Source organism: Alkalimarinus coralli, from assembly GCF_023650515.1.
Taxonomy (GTDB): Bacteria; Pseudomonadota; Gammaproteobacteria; order Pseudomonadales; family Oleiphilaceae; genus Alkalimarinus; species Alkalimarinus coralli.
On the sequence record NZ_CP096016.1, the window covers coordinates 566,711 to 583,427 of the forward strand.

Below are 16,717 nucleotides of genomic sequence, written 5' to 3' on the forward strand. Positions count from 1 at the left end.
TTAAGTATAGCAATAAATTAGAAAACATGGCCTGTGTTCTCATTATATTTGGTAGTAATTCTGGTATCATGCGTCAATCGAATCGTTAGAAATTTTACAATTCTTTTAAGTGTCAAAAATATGACGGAATTAAATATGGAAATGTGGCGTGGATACGTCATTTTGGTAATTTAACGTTTATGATTACCACATTGGAATAGATGAACAGGTGAAGTCATGTTTTTGAATTTAGCCGTTAGCAACTGGAGTGGTATCTCTCGCCAGCTTGGTATGCGCAGCATAAGCATTTTCGCGCTGAGTAGTATGTTGGCAGCATGTGGTTCCGGGGGAGGTGAGTCAGGCTCGGGAGCGACCGCTCAAGGTTCTGTTTCTGAACTATCTAGCCCTGCACAGACAGGTAAGCAGATATCCATACAAGGTGGCGCCATTAAAGGTGTTATTGAAAATGGCATTGTTCGCATCTTCTCAATAGAGAGCGAAGCAGGGCTGTTTCGTAAGGCACCAATACCGTTAGGTGACGCAGAGCGAACTGATGCTAACGGACAGTTTAATGTATCCATTGCAGCAGACACTATTGATGCGATTGTAGTCGAAATTACCGCTGATTCAGATACCAGAATGACATGTGATGTTGTTAATGGCTGTGGAGTGAACGAATTTGGCAACCCCATTGCGTTCGGCGAGAAGTTTTCGCTAAATAGCGACTTTATATTAGAAGCTGCACACTCCGGTCTGCAAAATCAGGAAGCACTGACCTTGTACGTCACGCCTTTAACTCACCTGGCTGTCACGTATGCCAAAGAGAATATTGATGGTTTGAGTGAAGACAGTATTGGTGCGGCGTACTCTTTGGTTGAGTCAACGCTCAACCTGTCTCCTGGCTCATTACAGCTTCCTCCTCCTGACTTAACCAAACTTGATGCCTATGAATCACTTTCTGGTGATGAGCTTCAGTATGCAATTATGTCTGCATCATTTCTCGCAATGGTTAATATGCCTGACTGGGGTTCAGTTGATGAAGTTGTGAACAGTGCGGCGGAGCGATTCGCGAAGTGGGGGGCTTTACCGGAAGAAAATGGAGGTGTCATTTCTGAAGTTACATTGGATGACTTGTTTTACCAGGCAAGTGATATAGCCAGTGATTTACAAATGAAGGTTGATAATGAGCAGATTATTGTTGAACTGGTATCAGTAGAAAGCTCTACAGAAATGTACTATCAGGAAGTTTCTAGCCTGTATGTTGACGAAACGAATACCATTGATACTGAAAATCAGCCAGGGAATATTGCCAATACGTCTGGTGCTGAAGCTAGCCAATCAGGGGGTGTTAATAATACGTCAGGTGTTGAAACTAACCAATCAGGAAATGTTGCCAATACGTCTGATGCTGAAGCTAGCCAATCAGGGGGTGTTAATAATACGTCAGGTGTTGAAACTAACCAATCAGGAAATGTTGCCAATACGTCTGATGCTGAAGCTAGCCAAACAGGGGGGGGTAATAATACGTCAGGTGTTGAAACTAACCAATCAGGAAATGTTGCCAATACATCTGATGCTGAAGCTAGCCAAACAGGGGGGGGTAATAATACGTCAGGTGTTGAAACAAACCAATCAGGAAATGTTGCCAATACGTCTGGTGCTGAAGCTGGCCAATCAGGGGATGTTGCCGATGTGTCTGGATCTGAACAGTCAGACAGTGACGTTAATGGAGGCAGTGCTGGCGGAGGAAGTGCTTCGCCATCGCTGGCTATTTCGTCTCACCCTGGCTCTGTGGTGGTTAACGTTAATGGCGCTGCAGAGCTGAGCGTTATTGCGGATGGTTCAGGAGATATTCGCTACCAGTGGAGAAAGGATGGTATCGAGATTGAAGGGCAGAATGGTTCAACGCTTAAATTCGACAGCGTTTTGAAAGCTGATGCGGGCGTTTATGATGTATTGGTCTCAAATGACTCAGGCCAAATCCCGTCTTTGGCTGCCACTTTGACAGTTGAAGATGTTGCCTATACCGCTTTGCTAAACTGGAGTATCCCTGTTAAGCGCCAGGATGGCTCGCCATTGGCGTTGGGTGATATCGCTGGATATGTTGTTGCGTACGGTACAGAGCCAGAGAACTTGTCATCTCAATTGCTCGTAGATGGTGCTCAATCAACAAGTTATCCATTTGAAGATTTGGATCCGTCTAAAACATACTATTTTAAGATTGCTACGGTTGACACCAATAATGTGCAAGGCGAGTACTCATCAGTGGTCGCGAAGAACTTTCTGTAATATTACTACCCGAACAAAAAAGCCCCTGAAAGCAAATTAGCTTTCAGGGGCTTTTTAATGGGTGAATGTAAATCTGTGTATGTTAGTCTGCCAGTATATCGCAGCAGATGATAATGTCCTTGTCGCCAGACTTGAACAGTAATGAAAGGGTTACACACATGTAGGCGCCGGTTGCAGACAGGTAGGGGCGTGTAATCTGCAACTCATTTGGATTGCTTAATGCTCTGCGTAAATAATGTTGGCGAAACCAATCTGCACTTTGGGTGTTTTCCAGGGGTTTGAATTTTGGGTTTTGGGCTGAAGCGCTGTTGTTTGAGGCGGCTGTTTCTCCGATCTGAATACCGTCTTTATCCATCATGTAGCACCGGGTTACGGTGTGATGCTCGGTCAGTGATTTTGCGGCAATACTGAGCGGGTATCCTTCTCTTATCTTATCCACTGCGTTGTTAAAGAATGGAAAGTAATGATCACGAACAGCGATAGTAGGATCCGCTTTGTCTTTCACTTCTTGCTTATAATCGTTGAGCAATTTACCTAAATCAGAAGCAGGAACAGGGGTGGGGGTTTTCCCTATTTGTGGCAGGGCAAAATAAAAACCTTGTACAAAGTCTACACCGCAATCAATAGCGATCATTGCTTGCTCTTCCGTTTCGACGCCCTCCATTAGAACTAAGCAGCCTGCCTGGTGCAATAGCGATACAATACCGTTAAGCATTTGACGTATTCTGCTTTCTTCCGATGCTCTGAGAATCATTGATCGGTCAAGCTTAACGATGTCGGGTTTAAGGGCCCAGACTCGTTCAAAGTTAGAGTGGCCAGCGCCAAAGTCATCCAGGGCTGTTAAACATCCAAGTTGTTTATAGTATTCAACCGCTTGAGCAAGGCTATCGCCATCGCAGGTAGGCTGCTCAACTATCTCTATGACAACACGGTGCGATGGGAAGTTAAAATGCTCTAATAGCTTGCCAAAAAAAGAGTCGTAGCGGTGGCCAATAGCGATGGTTTCCGGTGATACATTGATAAATAGCCAGTTGATATCGTCCGGTAGCCCTTGGAAGTTTTTCATATGCAAAAAACGACAGGCTCGATCAAGCTGAACATTTTCTTGTTCGTTGCGTGGTTGTTGAAATAGCAGCCCAGGGCTAAGTGATTGGCCTTCAGTGGTAAACGGGCGAACAAGCGCTTCATACCCGACAATACGTTTGTGGGATAGACTGAATATCGGTTGAAATGCGGTTCGCAGCCTCATATTCATAAAGCTTGCTGACCACTCGCCGGGCGCTATAGCGCGGGTTGTTTGGTCAATGCTATGAATATCCAGCGAAACACTTTTCGAGCCTCTGTTCATTACCGAAAGCAAGCTGATAATGCCCCTTTATAGAATTACGTTATAACAACTATTTTGTTAACTGTTCAAGGTATAAGAGGTTGCCAAAAAGGAGGCGTTAGTGCTAGGTGTTTTTGTTAAATATGTGTAAAAGCTGCGATGAGCAACAAGGGGGAATAAAAAAAAGCGGCACAGGGTGCCGCTAAAGTGCGAGTCTGGGACAAATAAACGTAATTCAAATAGCCTGGAAAATTACTTATTAGTTGTTGCTTGGGATTACAACATCTTCGTCAAATTCATTCATTTTGAAACTCACTCTGCTGAGTCGATATCCATTGCTTTAAGCGAAGAGGGTAAACTCCTCTGCTTGAAATCTGGTATGCATTTTACGAGACAGGCGCTAGGATTTCTGTAGGTGGATATACCTACGATTAAAGTATAGATATTTAAGTATCGATAAATTAGATTGTTTAGTGCAGTTAAATTGCACTTTACATCAATAAAGTTACGGTAATCTATGCAAAACCGATAAGCGAGCGTGTGATGAAGATAAAGAATAGCCACAATGAGTGGGGTAGTATTTCAATTGCCATACACTGGGTTGTAGCAATAACAGTGTTTGGTTTGTTTGGCCTGGGGCTTTATATGGTTGAGCTTGATTATTACGACTCAATGTATAAGACCGCACCGTTCGTGCATAAGAGCGTCGGGGTTTTACTGTTTCTACTGATGATTTTTAGAGTATGCTGGCGGTTGGTCAGTGCCCCACCGCAGCCGTTGAGTTCTCACAAAGCCTGGGAAAAAAAGCTCGCACATTGGGTGCATATTGCTCTATACGGTCTATTGTTAGTGTTGATGCTAAGTGGCTATCTTATATCGACCGCAGATGGGCGAGCTGTTTCCGTTTTCGGGTGGTTTGATGTGCCGTCACTGATAAGTGGTATTGATAATCAGGAAGATATTGCCGGAGAGGTTCATGAGATCCTCGCATATGTTCTGTTATCTATTGTCGCACTCCATGCCGCAGGGGCTTTAAAGCACCATTTTATCGACAACGATCAAACGTTGTTGAGAATGATCGGGGTTGGTAAAGGAAAGGCGACAAATAATAAGTGATAGCTTAAGCGGTAGACAGTTGGGTGACCGTAAGGGTTTTAAATAGTAAGTCAAAAAGGAGAAGGTATGAACGTTAAAAAGTGGTTTGCTGGTGCCGTATCAGCGGCATTGCTCACAGCAGGGTCTGTCAATGTAAATGCGGCGGATTATGTTATTGATACTGAGGGCGCGCATGCCTTTGTTCAGTTCAAGATTAGTCACTTAGGTTATAGCTGGCTGTATGGTCGATTTAATACATTTGAAGGTGAGTTTAGTTTTGATGAAGCAAAGCCCTCTGCCTCAAAAATTTCAGTTTCAATTGATACGTCCAGTGTTGACTCGAATCATGCTGAGCGAGACAAGCATTTAAGAAGCAAGGATTTTCTTGAAGTAGGCAAGTACCCAAAGGCCACTTTTGTCAGTACCCGAGTTGAAGATAAAGGGGATGGTAAGGCACTGGTTCATGGGGACTTTACCCTTCGAGGCATTACTAAGCCGATCGTTATTGAGGCCACTCATGTTGGCGGAGGCGATGATCCATGGGGTGGGTATAGAAACGGCTTCTCGGGAAAAACGTCTTTCAAACTCAAAGACTTTGGCGTGCCTAAGAACTTGGGACCCGCATCGGAAGAAATAGAAATATTCCTTTCAATCGAAGGTATTCGCAAATAGCTTAAGCTGCTATCTGGCTTTGAAGCAGATTTGTAAACAGTCTTGCCTGGTACCCTAAACTGTAACGTGGTCAGCGGTTTGGGGTACCAAGCAACTTATTTTCATTCGCCTTGGTATAAGTGGGCGATTTGCGGGTTAACTGTTTGCCGCAATGACTTTGTTTCGGCCTGTATTTTTGGCTTTATAGAGTGCTTCGTCGGCATCTTTTATGACATCTTCTGCAGAATGATGACTCTCTAGCTTTTCTGCCACACCAATGCTGACGGTAATATTAACGTTCTTTTGTCGTGCTGCGATCGCGCCGCGCAACTTCTCTCCCAGCTTTTTGCTTTGTGCTCTGTTGTTGTTTCTAAGTGTCATCTGGTAGCCGGATATGCTTTCTCTGAGCTTGTTTAGGTAAGGCTCCACAGTCTCTGCTTTTTTCTTGGGAAACAGTATCGCAAACTCTTCGCCTCCATAGCGATAAGCGAGCCCTCCAGCTCCCACTTTCCGTACTTTACTGGCAACCAGTCTTAGCACTTGATCACCTGTAGAGTGACCATATGTGTCGTTAAACTTCTTGAAATGATCTACATCTATCATTGCGATGGAGTACTGCCTGGTAAGTGTCCCCATTTTTTCGTCCAGGGCTCTGCGCCCTGGCAAGAGCGTTAAAGCATCAACAAAAGCGAGGTCGTAAGCACTCTGTATTAATGAAATAAACATCGCCAGGAGAAGGGCGGTGAAAAGCGTTGTTGATATACCTGAAATGGAAAAGTCATAAAAAATGGCGTTGCCGGTTAGCCAGGCTGCTAAAAGGGCTGTTTCGGTGGATGTTCTTTTCCATAACGTAATGGCCAGGAGAAGGATGCCGCTGGCTAACTGTGATATTAGTAACGTAAGGCTTAACCAGGCCCGGTTATTTTCCGGGCTGGTAATATAACTCTGAATAACTGGGTATAAAGTGTCTGCATAACCATCCCTTACTGCCAGCCAAAGCACAACATAGCTGCCGATTACGAATACGAGGCGACTGACTCCCCAGCTTGAAATACTCCCTTTTTCTCTATAAAAAGCGGTTAAACAAAGGTGCCATGAAAAAAGAATGGCATTGCCAATGAACAGTAGTTGCGTTGCGCTTTCCGTGTAGGGCTGTTGCATACCATTTTGAATAAAGGCGTATGCGAGGCAGGCATTAATTGCACCGAGAGCCAGTCTGCTTCTGTTGAAGATTAATGAAACAAGCAACAATAGCGCGCTCATCAGGTAAGGAAGTGAGGTGTGTATTAGTTCTGCCCATCTCTGGCTATGCTCAAACTGCAATAGAGAGTAGGTGCAGACAACAATCAAAAAAGGAATAAGTTTCCACAGAAATTTTAAAATAGTCACAGTCATTATCTGAAATGGCAAAAAGTCTGGCAATAATAGCGATTATTTGGACTTAGCGTAAGTTGCCAAAAAGTAATCTTGCTAAGGTTGACGTATTCTTGGCCAGGTCTCAGGGAAGGCGTTAATAATACAGATTTTGCCGATCAAAATTGTATGGATGTTAACTATTTATTTTTTTGCCGCTTTTGATTGATGGTCATTGATATCAGGTAAATAGAAGCTACGAAGGCCGATATACAGGTGTATGCGAGAACATTTTCAAAGTTTCCAACGACCATAAACTCAATACATAGCATTGCAACAAGAAGGCTGGATGCAATGCCCAGAGAGGTAAATGCAGTATTGAGTAGTCGGTGGTTTCTTTGCATGAATGCTCCGTGTGAAGTAGAACGAGTGTCAATCTAGGTTTGTCATGGTACCGTTCTGAGTGTTGGCAAAGAATGCGTAATATTACTTATTGGTAAGGTTCGCCTATGAATTAACTCATTGGTGTTTGGGGCGTCGGTAGGGCAATGCATCACTAATTGCTATGAAGTGACCGGCAGTCAATCTATAATGTGCCACTTGTCTGGTGAGTGAGTTACCTCGAAACGGGCTGTTATTTTGCATCACCGTAGGAACTAAAAGGAGTCGAGATGAAGCGTGGAAATATTGTTGCCAATGTTGCTGAAAAAGCGCTGTGGAGTGTTATTAATACCGCTGAAAGAAAGCTGTTTGGTGAGAATTTTATCATATCAAACTCAACCCCCTACGATGTAATATACCGTGACAGAATCATGTCAGTCAGGCACTACCTCCCTCTCGAAGAATCTCAAATCAGTGTCGGCGATGACCCCCTCGAGGTTAATCAGAATACTTATCGTGTGCCGCTCGTTCTGGTTCCGCCGCTGGCTGCAACGTCTATGATTTTTGATTTAATGCCCTATCGAAGTGTTGTGAGATACTTTCTGGCCAAGGGCTTTGATGTGTATCTCATTGATTGGGGAGATGTAACAGAAGATCATAGTGACTTATCACTTGAGACCTATGTGCTTGAGTGGATGCCTGCCGCCATGCAGCAGATCCGAAAGGTGAGTGGGCAGGAAGATGTATCTATCTTTTCTTATTGCATGGGGGGGCTTTTGTCTCTGATGTATGCAGCAGTATCCGGGGATAAGCATATAAAAAATATGATAACGGTTGCGAGTCCTGTTGATATGCACTCAAGTGGCGTCGCGGGGCAAGTGCTCTCGACGATCTATAGACCCGCTCAGATTATCTCCCAGCTAATGAATATCTCTCTGCTTGATTTGCCTGCTCGCTATCTGCACGTGCCTGGTTGGGTAAATTCGCTAGCGTTTAAGTTGACCAGCCCGGTCGGGAATGTGGTTAATTATTTTGAGATGCTTATGAATATGTGGGATAGGGAGTATCTGAAAGAGCACTTAACAATGAGCCAATGGTTCAATGAAATGGTGGACTACCCAGGCGAAACGATAAAGGGAATGGCTGTTCATATGATGATTAATAACCGCATGGCAAAAGGGAAGATGAAGATCGGAACAGAGCAGGCGGAGTTTAAAAAAATCGAGTGTTCTATTTTGGCATTCGCAGGCGATAGTGACAAATTAGTCAGTACGAGTGCGGCCCGAAAAGCCCTCGATATTGTATCGTCTGAAGACAAAGAGTTCTGCGTTGTTCCCGGAGGGCATGCAGGCGTGTTTGCCGGAGCAAAAGCGCCGGGCAATACGTGGGCTATTAGTGCTGATTGGTTGGAATCGCGCTCAAATTAGCGCGAGCAACAAAATAAGCCGCTAATATTACAAGGCGTTACAATAAATTGGCGCACAACCTTCAAAATGTGATCAAAATCCCGTCTCCTGCTGGTTTTGATCACAGTAATTAATCTCGCCTTATATTAATATTCTCAACCATAGAAACAATAAAAAAGATAACAATAGATTGTGTTAGAGATAGTGCGAGGTAGTGGTCATGGTTGTTAAGATATTTGCTTTGCTTTTAGCCGTAAATTTATTTTCTGTTATTGCAACAGCGGAGGCCGCAGAGTACGGAGACTATGGTGAGGTTGATGGTTATAACAGTGTTATCGGTGACGATGAAATTTTGATCGAAAAGGAGTTGAGTAAAACCAATTGCTTGCTGAGAGTGGCTAGCATGCTTGGAAGCCAGTGGTTCAACGATGCTATAGAGCTGCAGCGCTTAGGCTCAGAAAACTCAAAAGCACCTGTTTCTCGATACCCTTATAGTTTTAAAGAGAGCCTGGCCCAGGCGCGTTATGGTATGGATGTAGGCAGCGACCAAGTATCCCTATCCATGAAGATAAAGTTTTAAGGGTTAACCCTCGTTTATCTCTTCAGTCCTACTTCCTGGACGTTTTAATAGCTGGAAGAGTTACTCTCAAACGGGGTAACTCCATGGCGTTCAACTGCTTTTTGGTATCAGCTCGTTTTACCAATAAACCTGCATCTTTTTCCTTTACTTTCCCGCCCTCTATTTCCTTTGTACTGATTTGATTATCGTCAATCATATGCAGCTACTCATCAGTCATACTAGCTCTCAATAGTATGTAATTTGTGCAGTTTTAATTAATTTTGTTGTGAATACAAAAATAAAACAGGCAAGGGGAATAAGATGACCATGGCACCAGTAATCCACAATGATGTGGAAAAATGCGTTGACGCGATTATTGAAAAAGTAGGCAAGGATATTAAGTTTGGTATGCCGCTAGGGCTTGGTAAGCCCGTACATCTTGTTAATGCGCTGTATAAACGAGCTAAGGTAGATCCTAGCATTAAGCTGGTGATCGCTACTGCACTGTCACTGGAAAAGCCAAGTGCAAGCGCAGGCCTGGAGTCGAAGTTCATGGGGCCTTTTGTTGAGCGGCTGTATGGGGATATTCCTGATCTTGAGTATATGATAGATCTGCGGAAGAAGGCGTTGCCTTCGAACGTAGAAGTTACAGAGTTTTTCTTTAAAGCAGGAAGTTTCTTAAAGGACGATAAGCAGCAGGAAAACTATATATGCACTAATTACACTCATGCGGTTAGAGAGTTAACTGCACTTGGCGTAAATGCGGTGTCTCAAATTGTGGCCAAGAAGGAAATAAATGGGGAGCCAAGGTATAGCTTGAGCAGCAACCCTGACACGTCGCTTGATCTTGTGCCTATTCTTAGAGAACAAGAGAAAAAGGGACGAAAAGTAGCCGTAATCGCAGAAGTTAACAATAACCTCCCTTTCATGGTAAACCATGCAGAGGTAGGTGAGGATGAGTTCGACCTCATTCTAGAGAACCCTTCTTATGAATACCCTCTGTTCGGCGCACCTAATATGGCTATTATGCCTGCCGACCATATGATTGGTTTTAATGCCAGTACGTTACTGAGAGATAACGGAACATTACAGGTTGGTATTGGTTCGCTCGGTAGTGCTTTGGTTTATAGCGCGATACTCAGACACAAGAACAATGATGTCTACAATGAACTGATGGATGAGTTGAAGCTGGAAGAGCGTTTTCCAGTGATATCTGAAATTGGAGGGAGAGATACCTTTACTAAAGGCTTATACGGGTGCAGTGAAATGATGGTTGATGGTTTTATGCACCTATATAAAGCCGGAATACTGAAACGAGAGGTCTTCGATAATGTTGACCTTCAGACCCTTCTTAATAAAGAAAAAATAACGCATGACGTTTCGATGGCCACTCTGGATGCGCTAATTGAGCAGGATGTTTTATCTACAACCCTTAGAGCAAAAGACGTTGAGTTCCTGAAACAGTATGGAATATTTAAAGAAACTGTTGAGTTTAAAGGGGGGAGTTTGTTAGTCGAGGGGCAGACAATAGAGCCCAAGCTCAAAGAGGGAGAGAACCGAAAGTTAATTGAAAGCTACTGCCTGGGGGAAAAACTAAAGGGCGGTATTGTTATGCATGGCGGCTTCTTCATTGGGCCAAACAGTTTTTACCAAGACTTGCGCGATCTGACTCCGGAAGAGAACGACAAATTCTGTATGACGAGCGTCAGGTTTATCAATCACTTGTTTGATCATGAGTTTGGTAATCAGCAGTTGAAGGTCGCCCAGCGTCAGGATGCCCGCTTTATCAATTCGACCATGATGTATACCTTGGGTGGGGCTGCGGTATCTGATGGCCTGGAAAATGGCAAAGTGGTTAGTGGGGTTGGTGGGCAGTATAACTTTGTTGCGATGGCGCATGAAATTGATGATGCCCGCTCTATTCTGAAGCTCAAGAGTTATCGCCAGACTCCGGATGGCCCCAAGTCAAATATCATGATGAGCTATGGTCACTGCACCATTCCGCGTCATCTCCGCGACATTGTTATTACAGAGTACGGAGTGGCTGACTTGCTGAGCAAGAATGATCAGGAAGTGTATATTGAACTGATCAAGATTGCAGATTCGCGTTTCCAAGATGAGTTATTAAACCAGGCAAAAGCGGCAGGAAAGGTTGCGAAGGATTATCAGCTACCGGATATTTATCGACACAACACCCCTGAAAACCTGCTAAAAACGTTTAATAAGTACAAAGCTAAAGGCTTTTTCGACCCCTTCCCATTCGGTTGTGACTTTACCGCCGAAGAGCTCAAGATTGGTAAGGCTTTGAAAGGATTAAAAGCCAAAACAGCGACTCGTAGCGGGTTGCTGAAATGCATGTGGGAAGCTTTGAAGGTTAAATATGTGCCGGAAGAGTTTTCGCCCTTGATTGACCGGATGGATATGAACTCCCCCGGCAATCTAAAAGAGAAGCTTGAGCAGAAACTATTGGTATCAGAGTTGCTAGCTCAACAAGCATAAATGGCAGCTTGGCTGTTACTCTGAGTATTTGTGACAAAGGTTGTTGCTTTAGCGAGTGACAACCTTTTTCTTTGGGTGACATTTCATTAAGGGTTAAGGTTGATGTTAGGATAAGTTATCGTTTATCGTTCAGCTTTTTATCCTTCCGGGAGATTAAATGTCAGATTTACCTAAAGTTTACTCAATAAATTACAACTTAAGAAATGCAGAAGGCGTGGTGGTTGACACCTCTAGCGGCGGTGAACCATTGACCTTTCTGGAAGGGGCGGGGCAGGTTGTAAAGGGGATAGAAAAGGCGCTTGAAGGGCGTAGCCCTGGTGATGTTCTTGACGTAACGGTACCTCCAGAGCTGGCATATGGCGAACACAACCCAGACCATATTCAGGTGGTGCCAAAGTCATTATTTGATGGTGTTGACGATATTGTTGCCGGTATGAAGTTTCAAACAAATACAGGCGAGCAAACGCAGGTGATTAAAGTTGTCAGTGTGAGTGGAGACTCGGTGACGGTGGATGCTAACCACCCCTTGGCTGGTTTCACGTTGTATTTTGATATAGAGGTTTTGGCCGTTCGTGATGCCACTGAGGAAGAGGTAAAGCTGGGTTACCCTGTGTTAAAAGTTTAGTGGTAAGCAGGCAAACAATAGCTGAAAAGTGTAGAAAATTGTTTCTTGTGATATTTTCATGTAAATTTTCAAACAGCATGTATAATTAATACTAATATAAGGAAAAATTGTATTCTTTTTCGTAACCTGTGTAGTGATTGGCCTTATTGGCTATTTGCCTTATTGGTTAATCAGGCACAGTTATGAGCTTGAAGCAAATTTTAGGGATGATTAGAGCGCTATTCAGATAGTTAGATGTTTTAGCTAATGTTATTGACCTAACGATATAAGAAAAAAGAGAATGGATGTCATAGAGCAGAATGAATCATGGCGTATCCTCATTGTAGAAGATGATGAGCGTCTAGCAGATCTTACGAAAGAATATCTTGAAAGCAATGGGCTGGTTGTGTCAGTTGAAGCTAATGGGGCCCATGCAGTGGATCGCATCAAAAATGAAAAGCCTGATTTAGTCGTGCTTGATTTGATGTTACCTGGCGAAGATGGTCTTTCTATTTGTCGCAAGGTTCGACCTTATTATAACGGCCCAATCCTTATGTTGACCGCGCGGACTGACGACTTGGATCAGGTTCTTGGTTTGGAAATGGGCGCTGATGACTACATGTCAAAGCCTGTCAGGCCACGAGTGCTGCTGGCACGCATTCGAGCGTTGCTAAGACGTGTTACTGATCAGGGGGCCGCTGATGCGCCAAGCACTGACTCAGGTTCGTCCAATGATGAAGAGCCGGTAAGACTGGTGTTCAATAATCTTGTCGTCGATAGATCAATGCGTGAAGCCTGGTTGAATGATGAAAGTATTGAATTGACGAGTGCTGAATTTGATCTGCTTTGGCTGCTGTCCAGTAGCGCTGGTACTGTTCTTAGCCGAGAAGAGATATTTACAGCGCTCAGAGGTATTGAATATGATGGGCAGGATCGCTCAATCGATGTTCGAGTATCAAGGATTCGGCCTAAAATAGGGGATGACCCTGTTCATCCCAAGCGGATTAAAACCGTTCGCAGTAAAGGGTATCTCTTCGTAAAAGAGGCATAACAGCAAGTTTTAGGATAGGTTTAACTGTTTCTAAATTGAGTGATATTGTTGCTGTGACCTTACTGTTATAGCCTGGGCTAAATGCATAAGCCATTAGCCCAGCTGTAAGCTTAGGCGGCTGCAATGGTTGCTTAAAAGGAATACTTACGGCGGGATTGAACAATTGTGAACAGGCTTTTTATACGAGTATTCGGAGGCTTACTGCTTGCGCTAATGGTGGTAGGCCTTTTTTGTGCGTTTCTCTATAGCTCCATTAATGTGGTCAGGTATGAGCACCATCAGGTCAAGGTGTCGTCTCCTGCGTTCGATTGGCTGGCAAGCCAAGACTCCCTATTGTTGAACACCTTACTGTCAGGCTTTTCCGGGTCTAAATCGGGGCATCTGTCAGTTGACCAGATAGCTACATACCCACTGTCCGCTGTGCAACTTGAGCGTTTGGGCTACACGCAAACACTCGTCGTTAAGCAAGCCCACGGGTATAGAGTGTTTAGAAAGCTAGATAGGGAAAATGGGGAGGGCGATATTATCGCGGGTTACTTCCCGGATCTTTACAGTGGTGTCAACCACCTTTCAGGGTATCTAATCGCCAAGGATATTGAACGGCAGGCTCTGGCTGGTGTGTCTGTTGATATACTTCAAGATGGCCTGTCTGGGCTGGCGAAAACATTTGATATCGGGGTTGAAAAGGTAGCAGGTAGCGATGTTGAGATGTTATCTGATGACTTTCAGGTTGAGTCAGTCAAGGGCTATTACTTCTATCCTGCTGACCAGAACTCTCAAGCAGTAGGCTATTATGAGTTTGCCGACGGCAGTGTTTACCGGCTTTATTTTCCAGAGGCATTCGATATTCTCTCCTGGCCACTTTTGTTGACATTAGTGCTCCTGGCTGTTGCAGGGATTGGTGTGGCTGTGTACTTATTGGTTTTTTCAATTGATAAACGTTTAAGAAGTCTGGAAACCGTTGCTACCCGCATAGCGCGGGGTGAGCTGGATGCCCGAATAGGGGTGGGCCGAAGGGACGCAATAGGCCGGTTGGGTGATGCGTTTAATAGTATGGCAGAGCATATTCAACGCCTTGTTGCTGTTCAGCGGGAAATGATACATGCCGTATCGCACGAATTGAGAACGCCGGTGGCGCGAATTCGGTTTGGTGTTCAGATGATTGAGGACTGCACGAGTGAGGCTGCTTTAAATAAGCAATTAACCGGTATTGACTCTGATATACAAGAGTTGGATGAGTTAATTGATGAAATTTTGACCTACGCGAGGCTTGAGCAGGGCGGTCCTATCCTGACGTTTCAGGATGTAGACATAAAAGGAATTGTTGAGCAGGTGGTATCTGAGCAGGGTGGCGTTAAGCCGGATATGACGATCAAGGCTGTATTTGACGAAGGTTGCGAAGAGTGGAAGCAATCAGATGTAGAGTACCGCTACATCCATCGGGCGATACAGAACCTGGTGGGGAATGCGACCCGGTATGCCGCTTCTACCGTGAAAGTGCATTGCTCATTTGATCAGGATGCTTGTCGGGTGGATGTTGAGGATGATGGAGCAGGAATACCTGAAAGTGACTGGGAAAAAGTATTTACACCATTTGCTCGTTTAGATGATAGCCGCACCCGCTCTTCGGGTGGCTACGGGCTTGGGTTATCTATTGTCAGGCGCATTTTGTTTTGGCACGGAGGTCAGGCATTTCTCGGAAGAAGTGAGATGGGAGGGGCCAAATTTAGCCTGGTATGGCCTCGTCGCCAGGCGACGGATTAATGTGTTTAGTTTGGTGGAGGTTAGGCGAGATGGATTTGCGGAGAGAATGTCTCTCCGCACTCTCTTAAGCTAGGCAATTTTCTTTTCTGTTGAAGGGGTGTTGGTTGTTAAGTACTGATCCAGCGCTTCTAGTTCTTCATTGCTCAAAACCAGACCCAGCTTGGTTCGTCGCCATGCAATGTCTTCAGCTGTCTTAGACCACTCATGCTTCACTAGGTAATCAACCTCGCACTGATAGAGATCTGCGCCAAAGTGAAGTCCCATGTCTTGTTCTGAGTTCAGCCCGCCAAGAAAAGTCAGGCTCAAGAGTCCGTAGCTTCGGCTGTAGCGCGAAAGGAGTGGTTCCGGGAGCCATGGGTGGGCCTCTTGAATGATCTCTTTTATATCTGCCTGGTGCCTTGTAGCAGAGGTGGCTCCTGGCAGTGGGGATTTGGCGGTCCATGGCTCTTTCATTTCGCTAAAGTAAGGCGCGAGTTTGTTCATAGCGGCCTCAGCCAACTTTCTATAAGTGGTTATCTTCCCGCCATAGATGGATAGTAGTGGGGTCTTGCTATCGCTCTCTTCCAGTTCAAGTGTGTAGTCTCTTGTCATCGCAGATGGGTCAGATGATTCATCATCACACAAAGGCCTGACCCCTGAGTAGCTGCTAATAATATCGCTGGTTTCTATTTGGGCAATAAAGTGCTCATTAACAACGTCTAGCAGGTACTGTGTTTCGTCATCATCAATAGATACCGTTGAAGGGTCTCCCTTGTACTCTTTATCCGTTGTTCCGATGAGTGAAAACTTATCATGGAAGGGGATTACAAAGACAATGCGTTTGTCGGTATTCTGAAGAATGAAAGCGCCTTCATAGTTGTGAATTTTAGGCACAATAATGTGGCTGCCCTTTATAAGCTTTATATTCCTGGCTGGCTTCTGGTTTATATGATCAGACACCAGTTGACTTACCCATGGCCCGCCTGCATTCACAATTGCTTTAGCAAACAGGGTATGTTCCTGATTTTTTTCAATATCAAGCAGAGTGACCTTCCAGACCTCTTCGCTCTCGACTCTAACAGCATTAACAAATTTAGTTCTTGTTAGAATGTTCGCACCATTGCGATGTGCGGATATGGCATTGGTAACAACAAGTCGCGCATCATCTACAGAGCAATCGTAGTATTGATAACCCTTCTTGATGTTCGATTTGAGAGGGCTTTGATGCTTAAACTTACAAGACTTGGTGCTGGGCAGTGTATTCCTTTTCGTCAGGTGGTCATACATAAACAGGCCTGATCGAATCATCCATCCAGGGCGCAAGTGTGGCCGGTGAGGAAGGGTAAAGCGAAGGGGTTGTACCAAGTGTGGCGCGTTATGAAGCAGTACCTCTCGTTCTGCCAGCGCCTCTTTAACCAGTCTAAACTCATAGTGTTCGAGGTATCTAAGGCCCCCGTGAATCAGCTTGCTGCTGGCTGATGAGGTGGCAGAGGCCAGGTCAGACTGCTCGCAGAGAGTTACTGATAGCCCACGGCCTGCCGCGTCTGCAGCGATCCCTGTTCCATTAATGCCGCCACCGACGATTAAGATATCTACTGTGCTTGAGGTTAGACTTATCACTTTTGAATTCCTTTATGATCAATAATATTCGAAAACGAACATTTATTTTCGAAATTATAAGGATAGATCTTCAGCATTACAAATATATTAAGGTGACAATTAGCAAAAAGTGTGACTGGCTAGACGGTTTAAAATCTAAGAACAATAGGGGGATACCAAA

Annotated in this window: 14 protein-coding genes; 9 read left to right on the forward strand and 5 right to left on the reverse strand. The window is 44.5% G+C overall.

Annotated features, from left to right (window positions below):
- The first annotated feature begins 216 nt into the window (after positions 1 to 216).
- Positions 217 to 2,268: an immunoglobulin domain-containing protein gene (locus MY523_RS02495; RefSeq protein WP_250657235.1), complete on the forward strand. Its 2,052-nt coding sequence runs from the start codon at positions 217 to 219 to the stop codon at positions 2,266 to 2,268.
- 82 nt (positions 2,269 to 2,350) lie between these two features.
- Here the strand turns inward: MY523_RS02495 and MY523_RS02500 are convergent, their stop codons facing one another.
- The gene (locus tag MY523_RS02500; RefSeq protein ID WP_250657236.1) at positions 2,351 to 3,616 is read right to left on the reverse strand and encodes an EAL domain-containing protein; all 1,266 of its coding nucleotides are present in this window, start codon (positions 3,614 to 3,616) and stop codon (positions 2,351 to 2,353) included.
- Positions 3,617 to 4,138: 522 nt separating this feature from the next.
- Here MY523_RS02500 and MY523_RS02505 point away from each other — a divergent pair.
- Both MY523_RS02505 and MY523_RS02510 read left to right on the forward strand, forming a co-directional pair.
- Positions 4,139 to 4,711, forward strand: a complete 573-nt coding sequence (locus MY523_RS02505) for a cytochrome b (protein WP_250657237.1) — start codon at positions 4,139 to 4,141, stop codon at positions 4,709 to 4,711.
- 66 nt (positions 4,712 to 4,777) lie between these two features.
- Positions 4,778 to 5,362: a YceI family protein gene (locus MY523_RS02510; RefSeq protein WP_250657238.1), complete on the forward strand. Its 585-nt coding sequence runs from the start codon at positions 4,778 to 4,780 to the stop codon at positions 5,360 to 5,362.
- Between the two features lie 135 nt (positions 5,363 to 5,497).
- Here MY523_RS02510 and MY523_RS02515 read toward each other — a convergent pair whose 3' ends face one another.
- Positions 5,498 to 6,730, reverse strand: coding sequence for a GGDEF domain-containing protein (locus MY523_RS02515; protein WP_250657239.1), 1,233 nt, complete (start codon positions 6,728 to 6,730; stop codon positions 5,498 to 5,500).
- 164 nt (positions 6,731 to 6,894) lie between these two features.
- The gene (locus MY523_RS02520) at positions 6,895 to 7,098 is read right to left on the reverse strand and encodes a hypothetical protein (RefSeq protein ID WP_250657240.1); all 204 of its coding nucleotides are present in this window, start codon (positions 7,096 to 7,098) and stop codon (positions 6,895 to 6,897) included.
- Between the two features lie 267 nt (positions 7,099 to 7,365).
- Here MY523_RS02520 and MY523_RS02525 point away from each other — a divergent pair, with 267 nt between their 5' ends.
- The gene (locus MY523_RS02525) at positions 7,366 to 8,502 is read left to right on the forward strand and encodes an alpha/beta fold hydrolase (protein WP_250657241.1); all 1,137 of its coding nucleotides are present in this window, start codon (positions 7,366 to 7,368) and stop codon (positions 8,500 to 8,502) included.
- Between the two features lie 199 nt (positions 8,503 to 8,701).
- The gene (locus MY523_RS02530) at positions 8,702 to 9,061 is read left to right on the forward strand and encodes a hypothetical protein (protein ID WP_250657242.1); all 360 of its coding nucleotides are present in this window, start codon (positions 8,702 to 8,704) and stop codon (positions 9,059 to 9,061) included.
- Positions 9,062 to 9,089: 28 nt separating this feature from the next.
- Here MY523_RS02530 and MY523_RS02535 read toward each other — a convergent pair whose 3' ends face one another.
- The gene (locus MY523_RS02535) at positions 9,090 to 9,257 is read right to left on the reverse strand and encodes a hypothetical protein (protein WP_250657243.1); all 168 of its coding nucleotides are present in this window, start codon (positions 9,255 to 9,257) and stop codon (positions 9,090 to 9,092) included.
- Positions 9,258 to 9,361: 104 nt separating this feature from the next.
- On the opposite strand from MY523_RS02535, the gene MY523_RS02540 reads away from it, so the two are divergent.
- The 4 genes from MY523_RS02540 to MY523_RS02555 all read left to right on the forward strand — a co-directional run bounded on the left by MY523_RS02540 (position 9,362) and on the right by MY523_RS02555 (position 14,958).
- Entirely contained in the window at positions 9,362 to 11,539 is a 2,178-nt protein-coding gene (locus tag MY523_RS02540) for an acetyl-CoA hydrolase/transferase C-terminal domain-containing protein (protein WP_250657244.1), read from the forward strand.
- A 157-nt stretch (positions 11,540 to 11,696) separates the two neighbouring features.
- Positions 11,697 to 12,164: an FKBP-type peptidyl-prolyl cis-trans isomerase gene (locus MY523_RS02545; protein WP_250657245.1), complete on the forward strand. Its 468-nt coding sequence runs from the start codon at positions 11,697 to 11,699 to the stop codon at positions 12,162 to 12,164.
- Positions 12,165 to 12,444: 280 nt separating this feature from the next.
- Positions 12,445 to 13,194 carry a response regulator gene (locus tag MY523_RS02550; protein ID WP_250657246.1) on the forward strand — a complete coding sequence of 250 codons (750 nt, stop codon included), beginning with the start codon at positions 12,445 to 12,447 and terminating at the stop codon, positions 13,192 to 13,194.
- Positions 13,195 to 13,359: 165 nt separating this feature from the next.
- Positions 13,360 to 14,958, forward strand: coding sequence for an ATP-binding protein (locus tag MY523_RS02555; RefSeq protein ID WP_250657247.1), 1,599 nt, complete (start codon positions 13,360 to 13,362; stop codon positions 14,956 to 14,958).
- Positions 14,959 to 15,027: 69 nt separating this feature from the next.
- Here MY523_RS02555 and glpD read toward each other — a convergent pair whose 3' ends face one another.
- Entirely contained in the window at positions 15,028 to 16,557 is a 1,530-nt protein-coding gene (glpD, locus tag MY523_RS02560; RefSeq protein WP_250657248.1) for a glycerol-3-phosphate dehydrogenase, read from the reverse strand.
- Positions 16,558 to 16,717 lie beyond the last annotated feature (160 nt).